This is a genomic window from Moheibacter lacus, from assembly GCF_014042165.1.
Taxonomy (GTDB): domain Bacteria; phylum Bacteroidota; class Bacteroidia; order Flavobacteriales; family Weeksellaceae; genus Moheibacter; species Moheibacter lacus.
In genome coordinates this window covers 1,271,719-1,289,749 of record NZ_JACDZE010000001.1, presented here as the reverse complement: position 1 = coordinate 1,289,749, position 18,031 = coordinate 1,271,719, and the positions used below count along the sequence as shown (strand labels likewise).

The following is an 18,031-nucleotide window of genomic DNA, read 5'->3' as shown; positions in this document are numbered from 1 at the left end:
TCAAATGACAAGAGAGGTTTTTTTTATATGAATTCAAAGAATTATTTTAACATTTCGAAACTTCGTTTCACGAAATCTGTCAATTCTTTTCCTTTCAATAAATTCTGAGACAATTTCGCTAAATCCAATGCTTGGTTGATAAGCGGCGCTTTTTCTTCCTCAGGCTTATTTAAGATTTCGTTTGCCAATTCACTATTTGTATTGACCACCAAATTGTACATTTCCGGGAAATTTCCCATTCCAAACATTCCACCGCCGCCCATTTGCTGCATTTCTTTCATGCGACGCATAAATTCCGGCTGGGTGATGACAAACGGAGCATCACTCAAACTCAAATCTTCCAATTGAACCGTATAAGTTTGTTTGTTGATCGAATTTTCAATTGAAGTTTTCAAAGATTCTTTCTGTTCATCTGACAATTTTGAAAGTATCGGTTCGTCCTTTTTGATCAAATTTTGAACATGATCAGCATCAACTCTCGCAAAAGTTACATTCTCTTTTTCTTGTTCCAATTTCTGAATGAAATGTGAAGCAATTGGCGAATCTAACAACAAAACTTCATAGCCTTTTTCCTGCGCCGCTTGAATGTAGGCATCTTGCTGATCTTGATGTGACGCATACAACACCACCAATTTCCCGTCTTTATTGGTTTGATGGTCTTTTATTTTTTCGTTCAATTCTTCCCAAGTGAAATATTTTCCGTCAACAGTTGGAAACAACATGAACTTCTCCGATTTCTCTGCAAATTTTTCTTCTGAAACCACACCGTATTCCAAAACGACTTTGATGTCGTTCCATTTTTTCTCGAATTCCTCTCTTTCATTTTTAGCCAAAGAAGCCATTTTATCGGCCACTTTTTTTGTGATGTACTGCGAAATTTTCTTCACCGCTCCATCAGCCTGTAGATAAGATCTTGAAACGTTCAATGGAATGTCCGGCGAATCGATCACACCTCTAAGTAACATCAAAAAGTCAGGAACGATTCCTTTTACCTCATCTGTTACAAATACTTGATTTTGATAGAGTTGAATTTTATCCTTTTCGATATTGACGTTGTTTCCGATTCTTGGGAAAAACAAAATTCCGGAAAGATTAAACGGATAATCCACATTCAAATGAATCCAAAACAACGGTTCTTCAAATTGCATCGGATAGAGTTCTCGGTAGAAATTCAAGTAATCTTCATCTGTCAATTCTGAAGGCGCTTTTGTCCAAGCCGGAGTTGGATTGTTGATGATATTTTCAACTTCAATCGTTTCCGGTTTTGCATCTTCTGCCGCATCTTCCGGTAACGGCAAAGTTTCCGTTTTCATCCCGAACTGAATCGGAATCGGCATGAATTTGTTGTATTTCAACAAGAGTTCACGGATTTTATGTTCGTCCAAAAATTCTTTTGAATCTTCCGCTATATGCAAAATGATTTCCGTTCCTCGCTCTGCTTTTTTCGTTTCTTCGAGTGTAAATTCGGGGCTTCCGTCACAACTCCATTTTACCGCCGGTTCATCCTTAAAGGATTTTGTGATGATTTCGACTTGGTCGGCTACCATAAAAGCAGAATAAAACCCAAGACCGAAATGTCCGATGATTCCTGAATCTTTTGCCGAATCTTTGTATTGGTTTAGAAATTCTTCTGCACCTGAAAAAGCCACTTGGTTGATGTATTTTTCTACTTCTTCCGCTGTCATCCCGATTCCTTGGTCGATGATGTGAAGCGTTCCGGCATCTTTATCGATTTTTACTTCGATTTTCGGATTTCCGTATTCGACTTTAGCCTCACCGATGTTGGTCAAATGTTTGAGCTTCAAAGTCGCATCGGTCGCATTGGAGATAAGTTCTCTTAAAAATATTTCGTGGTCGCTGTATAAAAATTTCTTGATGAGTGGAAAAATGTTTTCCACTGAAACATTGATACTTCCTTTTGTCATTTTGTACTTTTTTCATCCAATTGGTCAAAAAAAATACCATTGAAGGGAAGTGTGACAAAATGGCATTTTTGAATTTTCCTTCTTTGTTAAAGTTTTAGGTTTAAAACCATATTTATTTAGATTTGCACACTTAAATCTATTCGAATGAAAAAAATTCTATTTGCATTTCAATTGGTTTTGAGTTCAATTGCATTTGGACAATATATTGAGAATGCCACATTAAAATTTGAGAAACTTGATGAAACCGTTTCTGCAAAAGATGTGGTTTATGTAAATGATAAGCTGATTCAGTTTCGAAATACCAATTATCCTTATGTTTTAAGTTATGCGAAATTAAAAAAACTGGAAAAATTTGAATTCGATTCTACACAATTCCATCAAAACGCACCTAAATTAAATGAAACTTTTTCGGAAAAAAGAGAAGGACGTGGGGTTTATTTAACTATTGATGACCTTATCAATGGAAATCTTACGGAAATGCCTTTTCGATCAAAATCAATCGGACTTGGACTTTACGAATACACAAATGATCTGATCGATGTAGTGGATTATGAAACAAAAAAAATCAAAGACATTGCCGGAGTATTGTTAAATGGATATGTGTATGTAAGTGTAAAACATGCGTCTGATCATGAAAGCAAAGATGAAAAAGGAAGTTTTGTGTTAAAACATGGTGTACATACATTTGTTCGCGTAAAATATATGGGCGATGATTTCCTTTATTTTGAAATGCCATTACAAACCATGGGAAATTTGATTGCCACAACTGCAGTCGGCGTTGGAATAGGAGGAGCAATTGGTGGAGCATTGGCAGGAGTAGTTTCTACGAATTCACCTGCAGATTACCGCCCGATCATTATGTATTTTTCTAAAAAGGAATTTCATACGATAAAGAATTGTAAAAACTTCAACGAACACTTTGAAAGACAAAATTCTACCATCCGAATTAATTGTGATAATGACGATTATAATTTGAACAACATCCGTAGAACCATAATTACGGAATTATAGAGATTAAATCGTCTCTCCTACGTAAATCGCACTTTTAAGAATCTATTTAATCATAAAATATTCTTTATCATAGAGAATTGCTATTGCAAGACCGGAAAACATTATCCAAAAAGAAGAAAACATTTTAACTTCTTTTGTTCTTTCTAATAAATATTCATTTTCAGTTATTTCTTTAATCAATTTACCATGATCATGTAAAACATATTTACTATCCCAAACATCTGGGGTTCCAACACTATAAAATATTCCAACAAAAAAATTAATGAAATTGTAAATAAAAAAAATCAGTAACACTACGGGAATCCAAAAAAGGTTACCAGAAAATTTAGATTTAAAATAATTCTCAAAGTTTATCTTACTTCCTTCTTTTGAACGTAAGTCAAAAAAAGCAACAGCTGAAATACCAATTGTCAAAAAGTGTAAAATAAAAACAGGAAGACGGCTTATTTCAGTAATTTGAAAAACAGCTAATAAGTGTACCAGTAAGGAAACCAAAAAAATTACAAATGAAAAAATAAAAAGATTTATTTTCATAGATGGTATATTAATTCATACTTCTAATTTCGTAAATCGCACTTCTAATGCGCCTCCAACCAATTCTGTCCCACGCCGATTTCTACTTCGAGTGGCACCTGCATTTTCACCGCATTTTCCATCGTTTCTTTGATAATAGGTTTTATCGTTTCCAATTCAGATTTCGGCACATCAAATACCAATTCATCATGAACCTGTAGCAGCATTTTGGTTTGGTAATTTTCTTTTAAAACCTTTTGTAGATTGATCATCGCAATTTTGATAATATCGGCCGCACTTCCCTGAATCGGAGCATTTACAGCAATTCGTTCTGCAAAACTTCTTACGACATGATTCCGTGAATTGATGTCTTTTAAATACCTTCTTCTTCCCAAAATCGTTTCGACATAGCCTTTTTCTCTCGCCTGATGAATTTGCTCTTCCATGAATTTTTTCAAGGTCGGATAGGTTTCATAATACGCATCGATCAATTGTTTGGATTCCGCACGGGAAAGTCCGGTTTGTTCCGAAAGACCAAATGCAGAAACTCCATACACAATCCCGAAATTCACGGTTTTGGCTTGGCTTCTTTGTTCGCGCGTTACTTCATCAAGAGCTACTTTGAACACTTTGGCAGCCGTGGTTCGGTGAATGTCCTCTCCTTTTTGGAAAGCTTCCATCATGATCGGATCTTGGCTCAATTCGGCAATGATGCGCAATTCGATTTGTGAATAATCTGCAGAAACCAACACATAATTTTCATCTCTGGCCACGAAGGCTTTTCTGATTTCACGTCCTTGCTCGGAACGAATCGGAATATTTTGCAAATTGGGTCCAACCGACGCCAAACGTCCTGTTGCAGCAACCGTTTGACTGAACGTCGTATGGATTCTTTGGGTTTCCGAACTAACTTCTTTGGGCAAAGCATCCACATAAGTCGATTTCAATTTTTGCAATTGACGATAGTCCAAAATGTCGGAAATAATCGGATGTTTATCGACCAATTTGGTCAAAACCTCCTCGCCTGTTGCGTATTGACCCGTTTTGGTTTTTTTGGCTTTTTTGTCCAATTCTAATTTCTCAAATAAAATATCGCCCAATTGTTTGGGTGAATTTAAATTGAATGCTTCTCCTGCTTTTTCAAATATTTTTTTCTCTAATTCGAGAATTTCTGCTGTAATTTTTACCGATTGTTCTGCTAGAACTTCAGTATCCAAACGGATTCCTTCGATTTCCATATCGGAAAGCACTTCCATGAGTGGCATTTCGATTTCATGGAACAATTTTTCGGCATTGACTTCCGGCAATTGTGGTGCGAAAAATGTTTTGAGTTGGAACGTAACATCGGCATCTTCCACCGCATATTCTTTTTGTTGTTCCAAATCTACTTCATTGAATTGTTTTTGGTTTTTCCCTTTTTTACCAATTAAGGTCTCTATGGAAATCGGTTTATAATTCAAATAAGTTTCGGACAAAACATCCATTCCATGCCGCATATCGGGATTCAAAAGATAATGCGCAATCATCGTGTCAAAGAATTTTCCTTTTGGGACAATTCCATATTTGAACAAGACTTTATAATCGTATTTCAAATTATGCCCGATTTTCAAAACCGATTCCGATTCAAAAAACGGACGAAATTCCTCGATGATTGCTTTGGCCTCATTAAAATCTTGAGGAAACGGAACATAATAGCCTTTTCCGGCCTCAAAACTGAAGGAAATCCCTACTAGTTCTGCAGTCAGAGCATCGAGTCCGGTCGTTTCAGTATCGAAACAAACTTCCTTTTGCTGGAGCAATTTGTCGATTAAAAGTTTACGTCCCATTTTTCCTTCGGTCAATTGGTACAAATGATCATAGGTGTCGATTTCCGTAAAAAATGCAGTTGAAGGAATTTCGCCAGAATCTGCATCTCCACCACCAAACAAGGATTGTTGCACAGCAGATTCAGAAACAGATTTGGTTTTTTCTACTACATCTGATTCCAAATTGAATGTCCTATAGAAATTTTCTAATAATTGCCTGAATTCCAATTCGTTAAAAATTTCTTTGACTTTATCTACATCTGGTGCGCACATGGTCAAATCTTCTTCGTCAAAATCGACCGGGGCATCGATTATTATCGTCGCCAATTTTTTAGAAAGAATTCCCAACTCTTTGTTGGCTTCAATGTTTTCTTTCATTTTCCCCTTCAATTTGTCGGTATTTTCCAAAAGATTTTCTAGTGAACCGTATTCCGCTAGAAACTTTTTCGCCGTTTTTTCACCAACTCCGGGAAGTCCGGGAATATTGTCCACACTATCGCCCATCATCCCGAGAAAATCGATGACTTGAATTGGATCCTGAACACCAAATTTCTCTTTGACTTCTTCCACGCCCCAAATCTCGATTCCTTTTCCAAAAGCCGGCGGCCGATACATCTTAATTTTATCGGAAACCAATTGGGCAAAGTCTTTATCGGGCGTGACCATATAAGTCGTATAACCTTCTTTTTCCGCTTTTTTGGCCAAAGTGCCGATGACATCATCTGCTTCATATCCTTCTGCAAATAAAACCGGAATACACATGGCGCGGATGATTTCTTGAATGTAAGGAACGGCTATTTTGATGGCTTCCGGCGTTTCGTCGCGGTTTGCCTTGTATTGGTCATAATCCACGGTACGGACGGTGGCTTGTCCAACATCAAAAACCACAGCGATATGTGTCGGTTTTTCTCTTTTTATGACATCCAATAAGGAGTTAGTAAAACCTAAAATGGCTGAGGTATTTAGACCTTTTGAATTGATTCTTGGGTTTTTAATAAAAGCATAATAGCCACGAAAAATGAGCGCATATGCGTCCAATAAAAATAAGCGTTTGTCTTCTGTATTCATAGAAGGTAAAGGTATGAAAATTAAGAAACCTGAAATTGCAGATTTCTTCTATAAATTTTTATTTACCTATTTCAAATTTGAAATTGAAATTTTATATTTGAGAAATTTAAAACCCCATGAAAACTACTCTCTCTCTTATTTTTACATTGTTCTTTTTTGTAGCACAAGCTCAACTTGAAAAAGTTGAAATGATCGATTTTTACAAATGGTCCAATCAGGATGTTCATTATAACACAGTTGTGGTTTCTGAAAATTTCATCGAAGCGGGTGAAGGTTTGGCAACGGTTCGGGTGAAATACAATTTGGATGGTTTAACCAAAATGGTTGAATTTGATGCACTGGCTTCTTTTGAATCTTATGATCAATATTTTGAACTTTATTTTATGGGTGGTGATGATGCCGCGTTTATTACCGGAAGCGGAAGTTATACGCCAGACAATTTTTTATTGACTTATGATTGGGATGGGAATTATTTGAGTGGCGTAACTGCTGACCACAATGCACTAGAACAAGAAAATGTGGAGTTTTCTGATTTAGATCAAATTATGGTGAGAGACGCCAATCATTTACGAGAATTAATCAAAGAATTTTACAGCTCTAACGATCCCATTTATAGGGATTTAATGGTTTATGCTTCTCAATTTGATTAAGACTCAGGCGCCAATTCCACCACCAATCCTTCTAATTCTTCCGTGATATTGATCTGACAACCTAAACGGCTGTTTTCCTTCACGTTAAAGGCTTCAGAGAGCATGGCTTCTTCATCATCTTGCATAGGTGGAAGTTCGACGTCATCAGAAAGAACATAGCATTGGCACGAAGCACACATCGCCATTCCGCCACAGATTCCGATGGTTCCTTCCGGCGCCAATTCGTATGCACGAACGAGTTCCATGACATTCATCGCCATGTCGGTCGGTGCGTCTACTTCATGGGAAATTCCCTCGCGGTCGATTACCGTAATTTTTACGTCTGACATTTCGAAATTAGAAATTAGAATTGCGAAGTTAGAAATAACTTTGGCAAAACTTCAAATTCTGCCAAAGTTTAGAATATGATTAAATAAAATTCAACATTAAGTCATTTAGAAATTCATAAATCAAGATGAGTTAAGTTATCATATGATTGAAGAAACTCTTAATCAATTTGTTGATCCTTAACCATGCTAAAAAATGATTTTGAAAATATAAATTTTAAACAGGCTCTTTATGTTTTAAAATTAAATAGCGGTTATGATTCCTTTCATCTGGATCCAATGCCCGGGAAACGTACAAATAAAGGTATATTCTCCTGGTTCTTTTAAGGTAAATTTGATGGTTTCAGACTCACCTGGTCCCAAAAGTTTGGTTTGGGCGATGATGTCGGTGATGTACAGGTCTGAAATATAATTTGTTTCTTTTGCTTTGGCAGAAGCTGTAGCAAAAGTTTGAACATCAGCACCTTTTTCCAAAACCACTACGTTATGTCCCATGGTTTCAAGTGGTAAAACGCCGGCATTGGTGAAATTCAAAGTAATTTCTTCTCCAGATTTTACGGTAAACGAAGTTTTGTCGAACTTCATGTCGTCCGTTCCCTTAATATCCAAAACATTGGAAGTTTTAGGCGCTTCAGATGCCGTTGTGCTTGGTTTTTCAGTTGTGGAATCTTTTTGATCTGAACCACATGATACAATTGTAAATACAAAAGTTAAGGCTAAAAATAAATTTTTCATGTATAAATATTTATTGTTTTTATCGGATACATGGAACACCCAAATAAGATTCTGCTGTATGATTTAAGTTTAATCATGGGTGTTTCATTTGTTTGCTTTTCTATAAAGTTAACGCTGAAAACCGAACTATAAAATGACGATTCTCAGCGTTAGCTTAATTTTTCAATTTAATTTAAAAAACCAATTTCACTTCCAAATCAAATTCGTCCGAAATGGCTTTGTCACCCAAACCGTCAAATACAGAACCTGATTTGTAGGTAATATCGTATTTCGTTCTGTCAACGGATAATTTTGCAGATGCTGATTTACCAGAAACATTCATATCAAATGTCACCGGATTGGATTTTGCTTTGATGGTCAAATCGGCCGTTACTGTATAAACCCCATTTCCTTTATCGGTAATATTTGTGATTTTCAACGTAGAAGTCGGGTATTTTTCTACCCCAAAAAAATCATCGGCTTTTAAATGTGCATCCAACTTCTCTTTTGCTCCACCTGAAACATCCGTAGCGTTAATCGTAGTCATATCAACCGTAAAACTTCCTCCCTTCAATTTGTTTTTATCAAAAACCAATGATCCTTCCTTAAAGTTAATCGTTCCATCGTGTTTCCCGGTTATTTTTTTACCTACCCAATGAATGGAACTTTTGGCTGTGTCAATCTTTTTAGTTTGGGCATGAAGTCCAAACGAAATCATCATCATTAAAATTAGAATTGAAAATTTCATAATTGTTTTTTAGAATTTAGGATGAAAGATACGGTTTTTTCAAGCAGAAACTTCGGAAATCGAACTTTACGGCACTTAGGGAATATCCAAATATTTATGAGTTTGGACGGAAACCTGCCATTGTGGATTTTGCTTCACATATTCAACCACCAAAGGTGACATTTTCTCCTTTTTGCTCCATTCAACTTGTAAATACAGCTTACAATCTGGCGAAACCAAAGCCGCATGTTTTTCTGCAAACCTGAAATCATCATTGTTAAAAATGATGCATTTCAACTCTGAAGCTTTTTCCAAAACGTCGGGTTTTACTTCTGCTCTTTTTTTGGGAGAAAGCGTGATCCAGTCCAATTGACCAGAAAGCGAATAAGCACCAGAAGTTTCGATGTGAATAGTTGCACCAAATTCTTTTAATTTTGAAGTGAGAAAATCCAAATTCCACATCAAAGGCTCTCCTCCGGTGATCACAATGGTTTTGGACAAATCAGTCGCTTCTTTGGCGAGTGCTTTCATATCGGTCAGCGGATGCGTATTTTCATCCCAACTGTCTTTTACATCGCACCAATGACACCCCACATCACAGCCTGCAAGTCTGATGAAATACGCCGCTTTTCCGGCATGCATTCCTTCGCCTTGCAACGTATAGAAATGCTCCATCAAAGGAAGAAATTTTCCTTCTCGCTTCAAAACTTCTTTTTCTTCACCTATCATTTGCATCTGGCAAAGGTAAAACTAAATCTTTTAGGAATTCTCTGATTTCCAATTTGAAAAATCGGGCAGTTCGAAGAAAATTTCTTTTTCGATCAATACTTCTAAAACTTGGTAAATCGAATCGGGAAATTCTTCTGAGAAATCAAATGGCTGTTTTAATAAGGTTTCGAAATAATCGGCTTCTGATTGATTATGAAATTCAACTAAAAATTCATCATCATATTTTTGGAGGATAAAATCGTTTTTCTCTCGTTTCCACGAATTATTTTGCCCAAAAAGAATTTGATTCCCGGCTTCCAAATTCTCCATTTTGTTAAACAATTGAAACAAATGGTTCAAAACCCGATCGGATGTTATGGAATTCAAACAAATCCGGTGCTCACAATTCAAGATCACTTCATAATTGCATCGCAGATTACAAACGCCTTTCTTTCCCCAAACGATTTCGTTGATTTCGGAGAAACTTCCCCAAGCTCCGGGACCGGTCGGGCCATAAATCGCCAAAGTCGGCAAATTGAATCCACCCGCAACATGCGTGATTCCGGCGTCATTGCCTATATGAAAAAGCGCTGTTTCCATCGCTTCTCCAACCGCCAATAAATCACCCGTTACGAGTTCGATGAAATCGGTTGGAATTTTCATAAAATCGACAGGATTGGGATCGTTTGGACCAATGATGATTCTGCATTTTAATTCAGGAAAAAGAGCATGAATTTTCTCTATCAACTCTGCATATTTTTTAGTCGGCCAAATTTTCAATAGAAATCCCGCACCGGGATGAATTGTATACGCTAATTCCTTTGGTTTCGAAGAAATATAAGGATACCGTTGATAGATTTCCGGTTGTACTTCTTTATGCAAACGCGCCAAACCGTCTATATAATGATGAATGACATGTTGTTTTAACTTCTTATGAGTTGGATAACGAATGACATGCGGAATGGCATATCCGCCAAAAGCCGGACAGTTTCCGAGATCAATGATACAATCAAAATCCGATTCTCTTTCTTTCACCTCTACGGCATCCACGACTTTGAGTTGAGGGAAATATTTTTCAAAAAAAGGAATCAATCTGGATTCAACGGCAAAACTCAATTTTTCTGCAACGTTTTGAAACAAAAGTAGAGACGGAATACAGAAAAAAATATCTCCGAGACCGCCATAAGATTTGTAAATCAATACATTCTTCCATTTTGGATGGATTTCCAATTCCTTTTCTGAAAAGAAATCCCCTACCGCTTGAAAAAACAAATCCGGACTTTCTTTCATTTCTTGATAAGCGCGAGATGGATCATTTGGATAAAAATCAAAAGAAAAGGTTCCAACTCTGTTATTTGAAATGATTTCACAGCCTGAGAGAAATGCTTCTGCAGCCAATCTTCCACTGGGTTCCGGCCAAACGGGCTGACAAATAAAGGTTTTGGTTTGACCCAAAATTTTCAAAACTTCATCGTTTGAAATGGGTGAGAAAAATTGAACGTTTTCCGGAATTTCCCGTTCCAATTGATTGTTGCCATACACATGAAATTCCATTTCGGGATGGTTTTCTGCATAATCCAAATAAGCATTTCCCCCTTTTAAATTGTTCAAGCTCCCAAAAAATGGAATGATGTTTTCAAGTTTTTTTTCCGAAATCTGGAGCCGTTCCACTTCCACAGTCGGCGGCATGATGATTGGGTTTTGAATAGCTTCGCCATAAAATTCTTTATGTGCTTTAAAATGTGCGGGGGACTGAAAAATATTTCGAAAAGCATGTTTGAACAATTCTCTGAAATGATGAAACTTATCGTTGTGACAACATTTGGAAACCGATTTGGTGATGGTGCAATAAATATTTCGTCTGACACAGAAATTATAGTCAAATTCAATTTTGATGTAATTGATGTTGTGATCAACCAAAAATTGAATCAATTCGATTTCATAAGGACATCGAGAAGTTGAGTTAACAATCACCAAATCAGCTGCAGCAATGGACATTTTGGTTTGTTCAAAATTGCGCAACAAATCGGCTTTTGTATCCAAACCTTTTTCTTCGCCCAATTTCATCAATTGTAAAATGGTCAACTCGGCGCCACGAGGCGTATCCAAACGCGTATCATGAAGGAATAGTATTTTTTTCAATTTGGAAAGAAATGAAAAACGGACATTCCCATTAAAAGGCAATGTCCATTTCTACTTTTTAGGGTTAACATTTAATCGTCATCATCATCATAGTAACCATCATCATAGTAACCATCATCATAGTAACCATCATCATAGTAACCATCATCATAGTAACCATCGTCATAATATCCATCGTCATAATATCCATCTCCATAATAACCATCACCATAGTATCCATCTCCAAACGAATCATCATCGTCTGAACAGCTAATTACTGACATTCCTGTAACTGAAACTGCGGAAGTCAACAAAAGAAGTTGACCTGCTTTTTTGATAAAATTCCTTCTTTTCATAAAAATGTAATTAGAACAAACTCAATTTAGGTAAAAAATTTGTAAGATTAGTTCTAAACTACAACGCAAGAAGCTTATCGAATATTGCTCTTATAGGCTAAAAGTGTGTTTTTCAACAACATAGCCCGAGTCATAGGGCCTACTCCACCCGGCACAGGCGTGATCCAGGAAGCTTTATTTTTAACATTTTCAAAATCCACATCACCCACTAGTGAATATCCTTTTTCAGAATCATCATCGACTCTGGTGATTCCAACGTCGATGACCACAGCGCCTTCTTTGATCATGTCGGCCTTTAAAAACCCGGGAACACCGAGTGCTGTGATGACGATATCGGCGTGTTGAGTATATTCGGCTAAATTTTCGGTATTACTGTGAGTTAAGGTAACGGTACTGTTTCCCGGAAAATCTTTTCTTCCCATCAAAATACTCATCGGACGACCTACGATTCTACTTCTACCGATGATCACGGCATGTTTTCCTTTGGTCGGGATTTCGTAGCGTTCTAGCATTTCTAAAATCCCAAAAGGTGTTGCCGGTAAAAAAGTACTCATATCCAACGCCATTTTCCCAAAATTTTCCGGATGAAATCCGTCTACATCTTTTTTAGGATCGATGGCTTCGATGATTTCTTCTTGGTCGATTTGAGAAGGAAGCGGAAGTTGGACGATGAAACCATCCAAATCTTCTTGATTGTTCAATTTTTCGATTTCTTCGATCAATTCGGTTTGGGAAACGGTATTGGGCAATTTCACCAATGAAGATTTAAAACCAACAAATTCACAATCCTTGATTTTATTGTTCACATAAGTTTGACTCGCACCATCATTCCCGACCAAAACAGCCGCCAAATGAGGTGGTCTTTTCCCTTGACTCACAGCTTCTTCAACAGAACTTTTAATTTCTTGTTTGATTTCTTTGGCCAACTTGATACCGTCTAAAATTTGCATACCGAAATAATTTTGCGTAAAAATACGAATCTTTCAAGTTTAAAGTTCAAAGTTTAAGGTTTAATGTTGAGGATTAGTCTACATAAATTTTTAATTCAAAATAAACCATAAGTGCCTATTTAAATTAACATAGGAGTTCGATATAAAAAAATTAAGATTTAAAGTTGACGTGAATTAAACCAACCACACATTTACCTACAATTCAATTTGTTAAGTTTTTTTTTCAGGAATCAATAAGTTGATTTAAGGAGAGAAAACTTAAATCATAAGTTCTCAAAATACACCACAGATTTATTCACATTTTTTTCAGTACACGACAAAAAATATAATAAATTGTAATGCAACCACATAGACACATAGTTTTTTCTTATTTATCAGTGCGCATTAGTTAAAATAGTTTCCACTTTTCGTGGAACATAGAATCATGAAAATGAATTATATAACCCTATACCGCCAAAGGCGGATACTATAAAAACTTAATCTTCAAAAAAGACTCTGTCCCTATGTGGTTAAAGTTATTTTCATCAACCATATACAATTTTTGTCGTGTACTAAACACATTTTTATAGATTCAAATTTTAAGCGAAATTCGCAAAACGAAATTCGAACTTCGAAAAAATGAAAAAAATAGCCATCATCGGCGGAGGTGCCGCCGGATTTTTCACTGCAGCCAATTTGGGAAAGGAATTGGGAAGTCAAACGGTTTTGTTTGAACAGTCTTCTGCTCCTCTTCAGAAAGTCAGTGTTTCCGGAGGCGGTCGGTGCAATGTGACGCATGCTTGTTTTGACCCTAAAGAATTGGTAGAATTTTATCCCCGTGGCAAAAAAGAACTGCGGAGTGTTTTCCATCAATTCCAACCAGGAGACACGATGGAGTGGTTTGAAAGCCGTAAAGTTCCATTGAAAATAGAAGATGACAACCGTATTTTTCCGGTTTCGGATAATTCCATGAGCATTATCGAATGTTTGATGAATGAAACAGAAAAAAATCTGGTGGAAATCAAATTGAGCGAAACGGTTCAAAAAATTTCTAAGAAAGAGCATTCGTTTTTAATTGAAACGAAATCAGGTTCTTATAAATTTGAAACCGTCATTTTCACGCCGGGAAGCAGCAATAAATCGATGGAAATACTTCGAAATTTAGGTCATGGCATTGTCAAACCCATTCCTTCGCTTTTTACGTTTAACATCAAAGATAAACGATTGAAGGATTTGATGGGTATCAGTTTCGAATGGGCAGAAATCTCGATTCCACAAATCAAAATGGAAGCAGAAGGACCGATGTTGATCACGCATTGGGGGCTGAGTGGACCGGGAATTTTACGGCTTTCAGCTTGGGGAGCGATTGAATTGAATCGTTTGAATTATGAATTTGAAATCAAAATCAATTTCGTCCAAAAAGAATATGAAGCATGTTGTGAATTTTTAAATGAATTCAAATTGGAAAACGGAAAAAAGTCCGTTTATAAAATCAATCCCTTTGGTTTCCCCAAACGATTTTGGCAAAGGATTTTAGAGATCACTCCCATTCCGACGGATTTAACTTACTCCCATTTGACCAAAAATCAATTGGAAAAAATAGCTTCAGAATTAACTAAAGGAATTTACCAAGTAAAAGGAAAAAGTACGTTCAAAGAAGAATTTGTAACGGCGGGCGGTGTGGATTTGAAAGAAATCAATTTCAAAAAGATGGAAAGCAAAATTGTCCCCAATTTGTTCATCGCCGGAGAAATATTAAATATTGACGCCATCACGGGTGGATTTAATTTTCAAGCTTGTTGGAGCGAAGGTTTTATCATTTCTGAGACTTTAAAAAATGAATTTTTATAGTTAGAAATGGAAACAGCAATCGTTATTAAGGCCAAACCTTTCGTTTTTTAGTATAAATGAAATGACTTCGGAGAAATCGAATGTGTGTAGAAATTAATGGATACCTCAGTTGCGACCCCGAATGGGGCAAATGCGGTTCTTTTGTTTTTTTACCCATATCTAAATCCTAACGGATTTTAATATTTAAAAAAATATTTTGAATTAGATAACGGGTTTGCGTCAGGGATCGGAGGGCTTGGTGTGCCGCCTATTACGTTCTGATTTTCTTTGGCGGCATACGGAACCCCGGAAGAGCCCGACCGCCTGTCCGTCCGTCAGGCGGAGACGCCCAAAGTGTAAAATGTACACCAATTCAAATTCAGCTAATTTATTTAACAGTAGCGAAATAGGAAATTTTACTATGTACGCATAACAATTCAATAATTTTATTTACATTTGTTAACGATACATTAACATTTAAATTGAATCAATACATGAGAAGAGTTTTTTTAATTGCACTCTTGTTTGGGTTAGGTACTACAGCTTTTGCAGGTGGATACCGCGTTTCCTTTCAAGGTGTCAGACAGGCATCTATGGGACTTACCAGTGTCATGCATGCCCGAGATGCGAGTATTGCATTTTACAATCCTGCGGGTCTTGCTTTTGTAGAAAGTAAATTGAGCATTGCAGCAGGTGGTTTTGGAATCATCAACAATGTGAGTTGGCAAAACCCCAAAACACTGGAATCTGCAGAGACGGACAGCCCATTGGGAACGCCTATTTACTTTGCGGCGTCCTATCGTCCTATTGAAGATGTCACCGTTGGTTTGAGTTTCACTACACCATTTGGTAGTTCAGTGAAATGGCCGGAAGACTGGGCAGGAAAAGCAAATATTACTGAAATTTCACTTAAATCTTATTTCATACAACCTACGGTTGCGGTGAAATTTAACGAATGGTTCAGTGCGGGTGCCGGATTTATCTATGCGATGGGTTCTGTAAATCTGCAAAGAACGATGAGTGTTGCCGGAAATGACATAGGATTGGAAATTGATGATACAGATGCGCATGGTTTAGGATTTAACATCGGAGCTTATTTCAGACCGACAGAAAGATTGAACATCGGTTTGGCTTATCGATCTCCGGTTGATATGAAAGCGAATTACGGTGAAGTTACTTGGACAGATGTCCCTACAGCATTGGGCTCTACAATGCCTTTTGCATCTGATGAATTCTCAGCGATGTTACCTTTGGTTTCGGAATTTTTAGCAGGATTTTCTTACCAAGCCACTTCCAAATTGATGTTGGCAGGTGAGGTTTCAGTTCATGGTTGGGGAAGATACAGAAGTTTGGACATTCAGTTGAACAATACTTCTACCGGCGAAACTTATGATTCTTATGCGACCAAAAACTTTATCGACCGTGCGGTTTGGAAAGTAGGTGGCGAATACCAAGCAACCGATTTATTGGCGGTTCGTTTGGGATATTATTTCGACGAATTTGTGTCACCTTCAGAACACTGGTCACCTGAAACGCCTGAAACGACCCGTCATTCACTAAACGGTGGTTTGGGATTGACTTTTGGCGGATTGAATGTGGATTTGTACGGACAATATAACATAGGAAAAGAACGCTATGTTCACAATGTAGAAACCGGATTTGAAGGAGATGTTTCATTACGTGCTGCTTCATTTGGTTTGGGTCTTTCTTATAACTTTAATTAATGAGAAACATGAAAAATTTATCAAAAATATTAATTGCAACTTCATTGGTAGCCTTTGCAAGTTGTGAACCCGATTTTGACGAACCGGTAGAAGACTTTGTCGTAACTTCCGGTGAAGCTGATTTCAGCAAATATATCGCTTTGGGAAATTCTTTGACTTCTGGATATTCTGACAATGCACTTTTTTCAAGCGGTCAGGTAAACTCTTATCCAAACATGTTGGCTACGCAAATGGCTATGGCCGGTGGAGGAAGTTTTGCTCAACCTTTGATGCCGGATGACATCGGTGGATTTACCAATCTAGGTGTTGCAGGAAGGATGACTTTACAGTTGGTAGATGGAAGTTTGACGCCTGTTTCAACACCTGCACAATCTCCTTTGACACCAGCCTCGGGAGGTCCTTTTGGCAATATGGGTGTTCCTGGAGCAAAATCCTATCATTTATTAGCCCCAAATTATGGTGATCCTGCCGGAATTGGAACTTATGCCAATCCTTATTTCGTGAGATTTGCTTCTTCTTCAACGACAACTGTTTTGGCAGATGCTGCGGCTCAAGCGCCAACTTTTGTTTCGCTATGGATTGGTTCTAATGACGTTCTTTCTTATGCAACCAGTGGTGGTGTAGGTACGAACCAAATGGCTGCAAACAATACAGATGTTACCACTTATGGAAGCAATGATATTTCGCATCCACAAGTTGTCGCCGGTTCTATCCAAATGATTCTGGAAACTTTAATCAATCAAGGTGGAGCAAAAGGAGCAATTGCAAATGTTCCGGGAATTACCAATATTCCTTTCTTTACAACCGTTCCTTATGCGCCTTTGGATCCGAGTAATCCTTCTTTTGGTGCTATGATCCCTGCTTTGAACGCGCAATTCGGGCAATTGAATGCAGTGTTTGATTATTTGGGTGTTCCGGAAAGAAAAGTTGTTTTCAACACAGATGCAGCAAGTGCTGTGGTTATCGAGGATGAAACTTTGCCCAATTTATTTGATCAAATCAGATCTGTTCTTGTTTCTCAAGGTATGGATATGGGAACTGCAACTATTTTAGCAGACACTTACAAACAATCAAGACAAGCTACTTCTGATGAATTGATGATTTTTACTTCTCAAACGGTAATCGGTCAAATAAATACTGACCGAGTAGCTGAATTAATGGCAATGGGCGTTCCCCAAGAACAAGCCGCTCAACTTTCTGTAAATGGAATCACGTATCCATTGACTGACAATTGGGTATTAATCCCTTCTGAAATCCAAGCGATCAATGCAGCAACTGATGCATACAATGCTGCTATCCAACAATTGGCCAATAATTATGGATTGGCGTTTGTGGATGCTAACCGTGCTTTGGAACAATTGAATACAGAATCCGGAATCACCTATTTTGGGAATACCTATACCGCGACTTATGTGAGCGGAGGTGCTTTCTCATTGGACGGTGTTCACCTTTCTGCAAAGGGTTATGCGGTGGTTGCCAATTATTTCATCGATGCAATCAATTTGAAATTTGGATCAACTTTAAGAAATGTCAATCCAAACAATTATCCGGGAGTTGTCATTCCTTAAAGATAGTTGTAAATCTTATATTCAAAAACGTCTCGGCTTAGTCGAGGCGTTTTTTT

At 37.3% G+C, this 18,031-nt stretch carries 15 protein-coding genes; 5 read left to right on the top strand and 10 right to left on the bottom strand.

Features of this window, described 5'->3' with window-relative positions:
• Window positions 1-41: 41 nt before the first annotated feature.
• Window positions 42-1,925: a molecular chaperone HtpG gene (gene htpG / locus HU137_RS05935; protein WP_182042870.1), complete on the bottom strand. Its 1,884-nt coding sequence runs from the start codon at window positions 1,923-1,925 to the stop codon at window positions 42-44.
• A 144-nt stretch (window positions 1,926-2,069) separates the two neighbouring features.
• Here htpG and HU137_RS05930 point away from each other — a divergent pair, with 144 nt between their 5' ends.
• The gene (locus HU137_RS05930) at window positions 2,070-2,936 is read left to right on the top strand and encodes a hypothetical protein (RefSeq protein WP_182042869.1); all 867 of its coding nucleotides are present in this window, start codon (window positions 2,070-2,072) and stop codon (window positions 2,934-2,936) included.
• 42 nt (window positions 2,937-2,978) lie between these two features.
• On the opposite strand, the gene HU137_RS05925 is transcribed toward HU137_RS05930, so the two are convergent.
• Both HU137_RS05925 and polA read right to left on the bottom strand, forming a co-directional pair.
• Window positions 2,979-3,470, bottom strand: coding sequence for a hypothetical protein (locus tag HU137_RS05925; protein WP_182042868.1), 492 nt, complete (start codon window positions 3,468-3,470; stop codon window positions 2,979-2,981).
• Window positions 3,471-3,514: 44 nt separating this feature from the next.
• On the bottom strand, window positions 3,515-6,322 hold the full coding sequence (gene polA / locus HU137_RS05920; RefSeq protein ID WP_182042867.1) for a DNA polymerase I: 2,808 nt from the start codon (window positions 6,320-6,322) through the stop codon (window positions 3,515-3,517).
• 116 nt (window positions 6,323-6,438) lie between these two features.
• On the opposite strand from polA, the gene HU137_RS05915 reads away from it, so the two are divergent.
• A complete protein-coding gene (locus HU137_RS05915) occupies window positions 6,439-6,972 on the top strand; it encodes a hypothetical protein (RefSeq protein WP_182042866.1) in 534 nt (177 codons plus the stop codon).
• Here HU137_RS05915 and HU137_RS05910 read toward each other — a convergent pair.
• The 7 genes from HU137_RS05910 to folD form a co-directional block, all read right to left on the bottom strand.
• The gene (locus HU137_RS05910; RefSeq protein ID WP_182042865.1) at window positions 6,969-7,301 is read right to left on the bottom strand and encodes a 2Fe-2S iron-sulfur cluster-binding protein; all 333 of its coding nucleotides are present in this window, start codon (window positions 7,299-7,301) and stop codon (window positions 6,969-6,971) included. The genes HU137_RS05915 and HU137_RS05910 overlap by 4 nt on opposite strands.
• 240 nt (window positions 7,302-7,541) lie before the next feature.
• On the bottom strand, window positions 7,542-8,033 hold the full coding sequence (locus HU137_RS05905) for a plastocyanin/azurin family copper-binding protein (protein ID WP_182042864.1): 492 nt from the start codon (window positions 8,031-8,033) through the stop codon (window positions 7,542-7,544).
• 172 nt (window positions 8,034-8,205) lie between these two features.
• Window positions 8,206-8,760, bottom strand: a complete 555-nt coding sequence (locus HU137_RS05900; protein ID WP_182042863.1) for a YceI family protein — start codon at window positions 8,758-8,760, stop codon at window positions 8,206-8,208.
• A gap of 75 nt (window positions 8,761-8,835) precedes the next feature.
• Window positions 8,836-9,468 (bottom strand): 7-carboxy-7-deazaguanine synthase QueE, encoded by a 633-nt coding sequence (locus HU137_RS05895; protein ID WP_182043326.1) that lies wholly within the window; start codon window positions 9,466-9,468, stop codon window positions 8,836-8,838.
• Window positions 9,469-9,498: 30 nt separating this feature from the next.
• The gene (locus tag HU137_RS05890; protein WP_182042862.1) at window positions 9,499-11,589 is read right to left on the bottom strand and encodes a glycosyltransferase family 9 protein; all 2,091 of its coding nucleotides are present in this window, start codon (window positions 11,587-11,589) and stop codon (window positions 9,499-9,501) included.
• 71 nt (window positions 11,590-11,660) lie between these two features.
• The gene (locus HU137_RS05885) at window positions 11,661-11,924 is read right to left on the bottom strand and encodes a hypothetical protein (protein ID WP_182042861.1); all 264 of its coding nucleotides are present in this window, start codon (window positions 11,922-11,924) and stop codon (window positions 11,661-11,663) included.
• Window positions 11,925-11,998: 74 nt separating this feature from the next.
• The gene (gene folD / locus HU137_RS05880; protein ID WP_182042860.1) at window positions 11,999-12,874 is read right to left on the bottom strand and encodes a bifunctional methylenetetrahydrofolate dehydrogenase/methenyltetrahydrofolate cyclohydrolase FolD; all 876 of its coding nucleotides are present in this window, start codon (window positions 12,872-12,874) and stop codon (window positions 11,999-12,001) included.
• A gap of 618 nt (window positions 12,875-13,492) precedes the next feature.
• On the opposite strand from folD, the gene HU137_RS05875 reads away from it, so the two are divergent.
• The 3 genes from HU137_RS05875 (at window position 13,493) to HU137_RS05865 (ending at window position 17,975) form a co-directional block, all read left to right on the top strand.
• Window positions 13,493-14,704: a BaiN/RdsA family NAD(P)/FAD-dependent oxidoreductase gene (locus tag HU137_RS05875; protein WP_182042859.1), complete on the top strand. Its 1,212-nt coding sequence runs from the start codon at window positions 13,493-13,495 to the stop codon at window positions 14,702-14,704.
• A gap of 473 nt (window positions 14,705-15,177) precedes the next feature.
• Complete coding sequence (locus tag HU137_RS05870; RefSeq protein ID WP_182042858.1) at window positions 15,178-16,407, top strand: OmpP1/FadL family transporter; 1,230 nt, start codon at window positions 15,178-15,180, stop codon at window positions 16,405-16,407.
• Between the two features lie 8 nt (window positions 16,408-16,415).
• Window positions 16,416-17,975, top strand: coding sequence for an SGNH/GDSL hydrolase family protein (locus HU137_RS05865; protein ID WP_182042857.1), 1,560 nt, complete (start codon window positions 16,416-16,418; stop codon window positions 17,973-17,975).
• Window positions 17,976-18,031 lie beyond the last annotated feature (56 nt).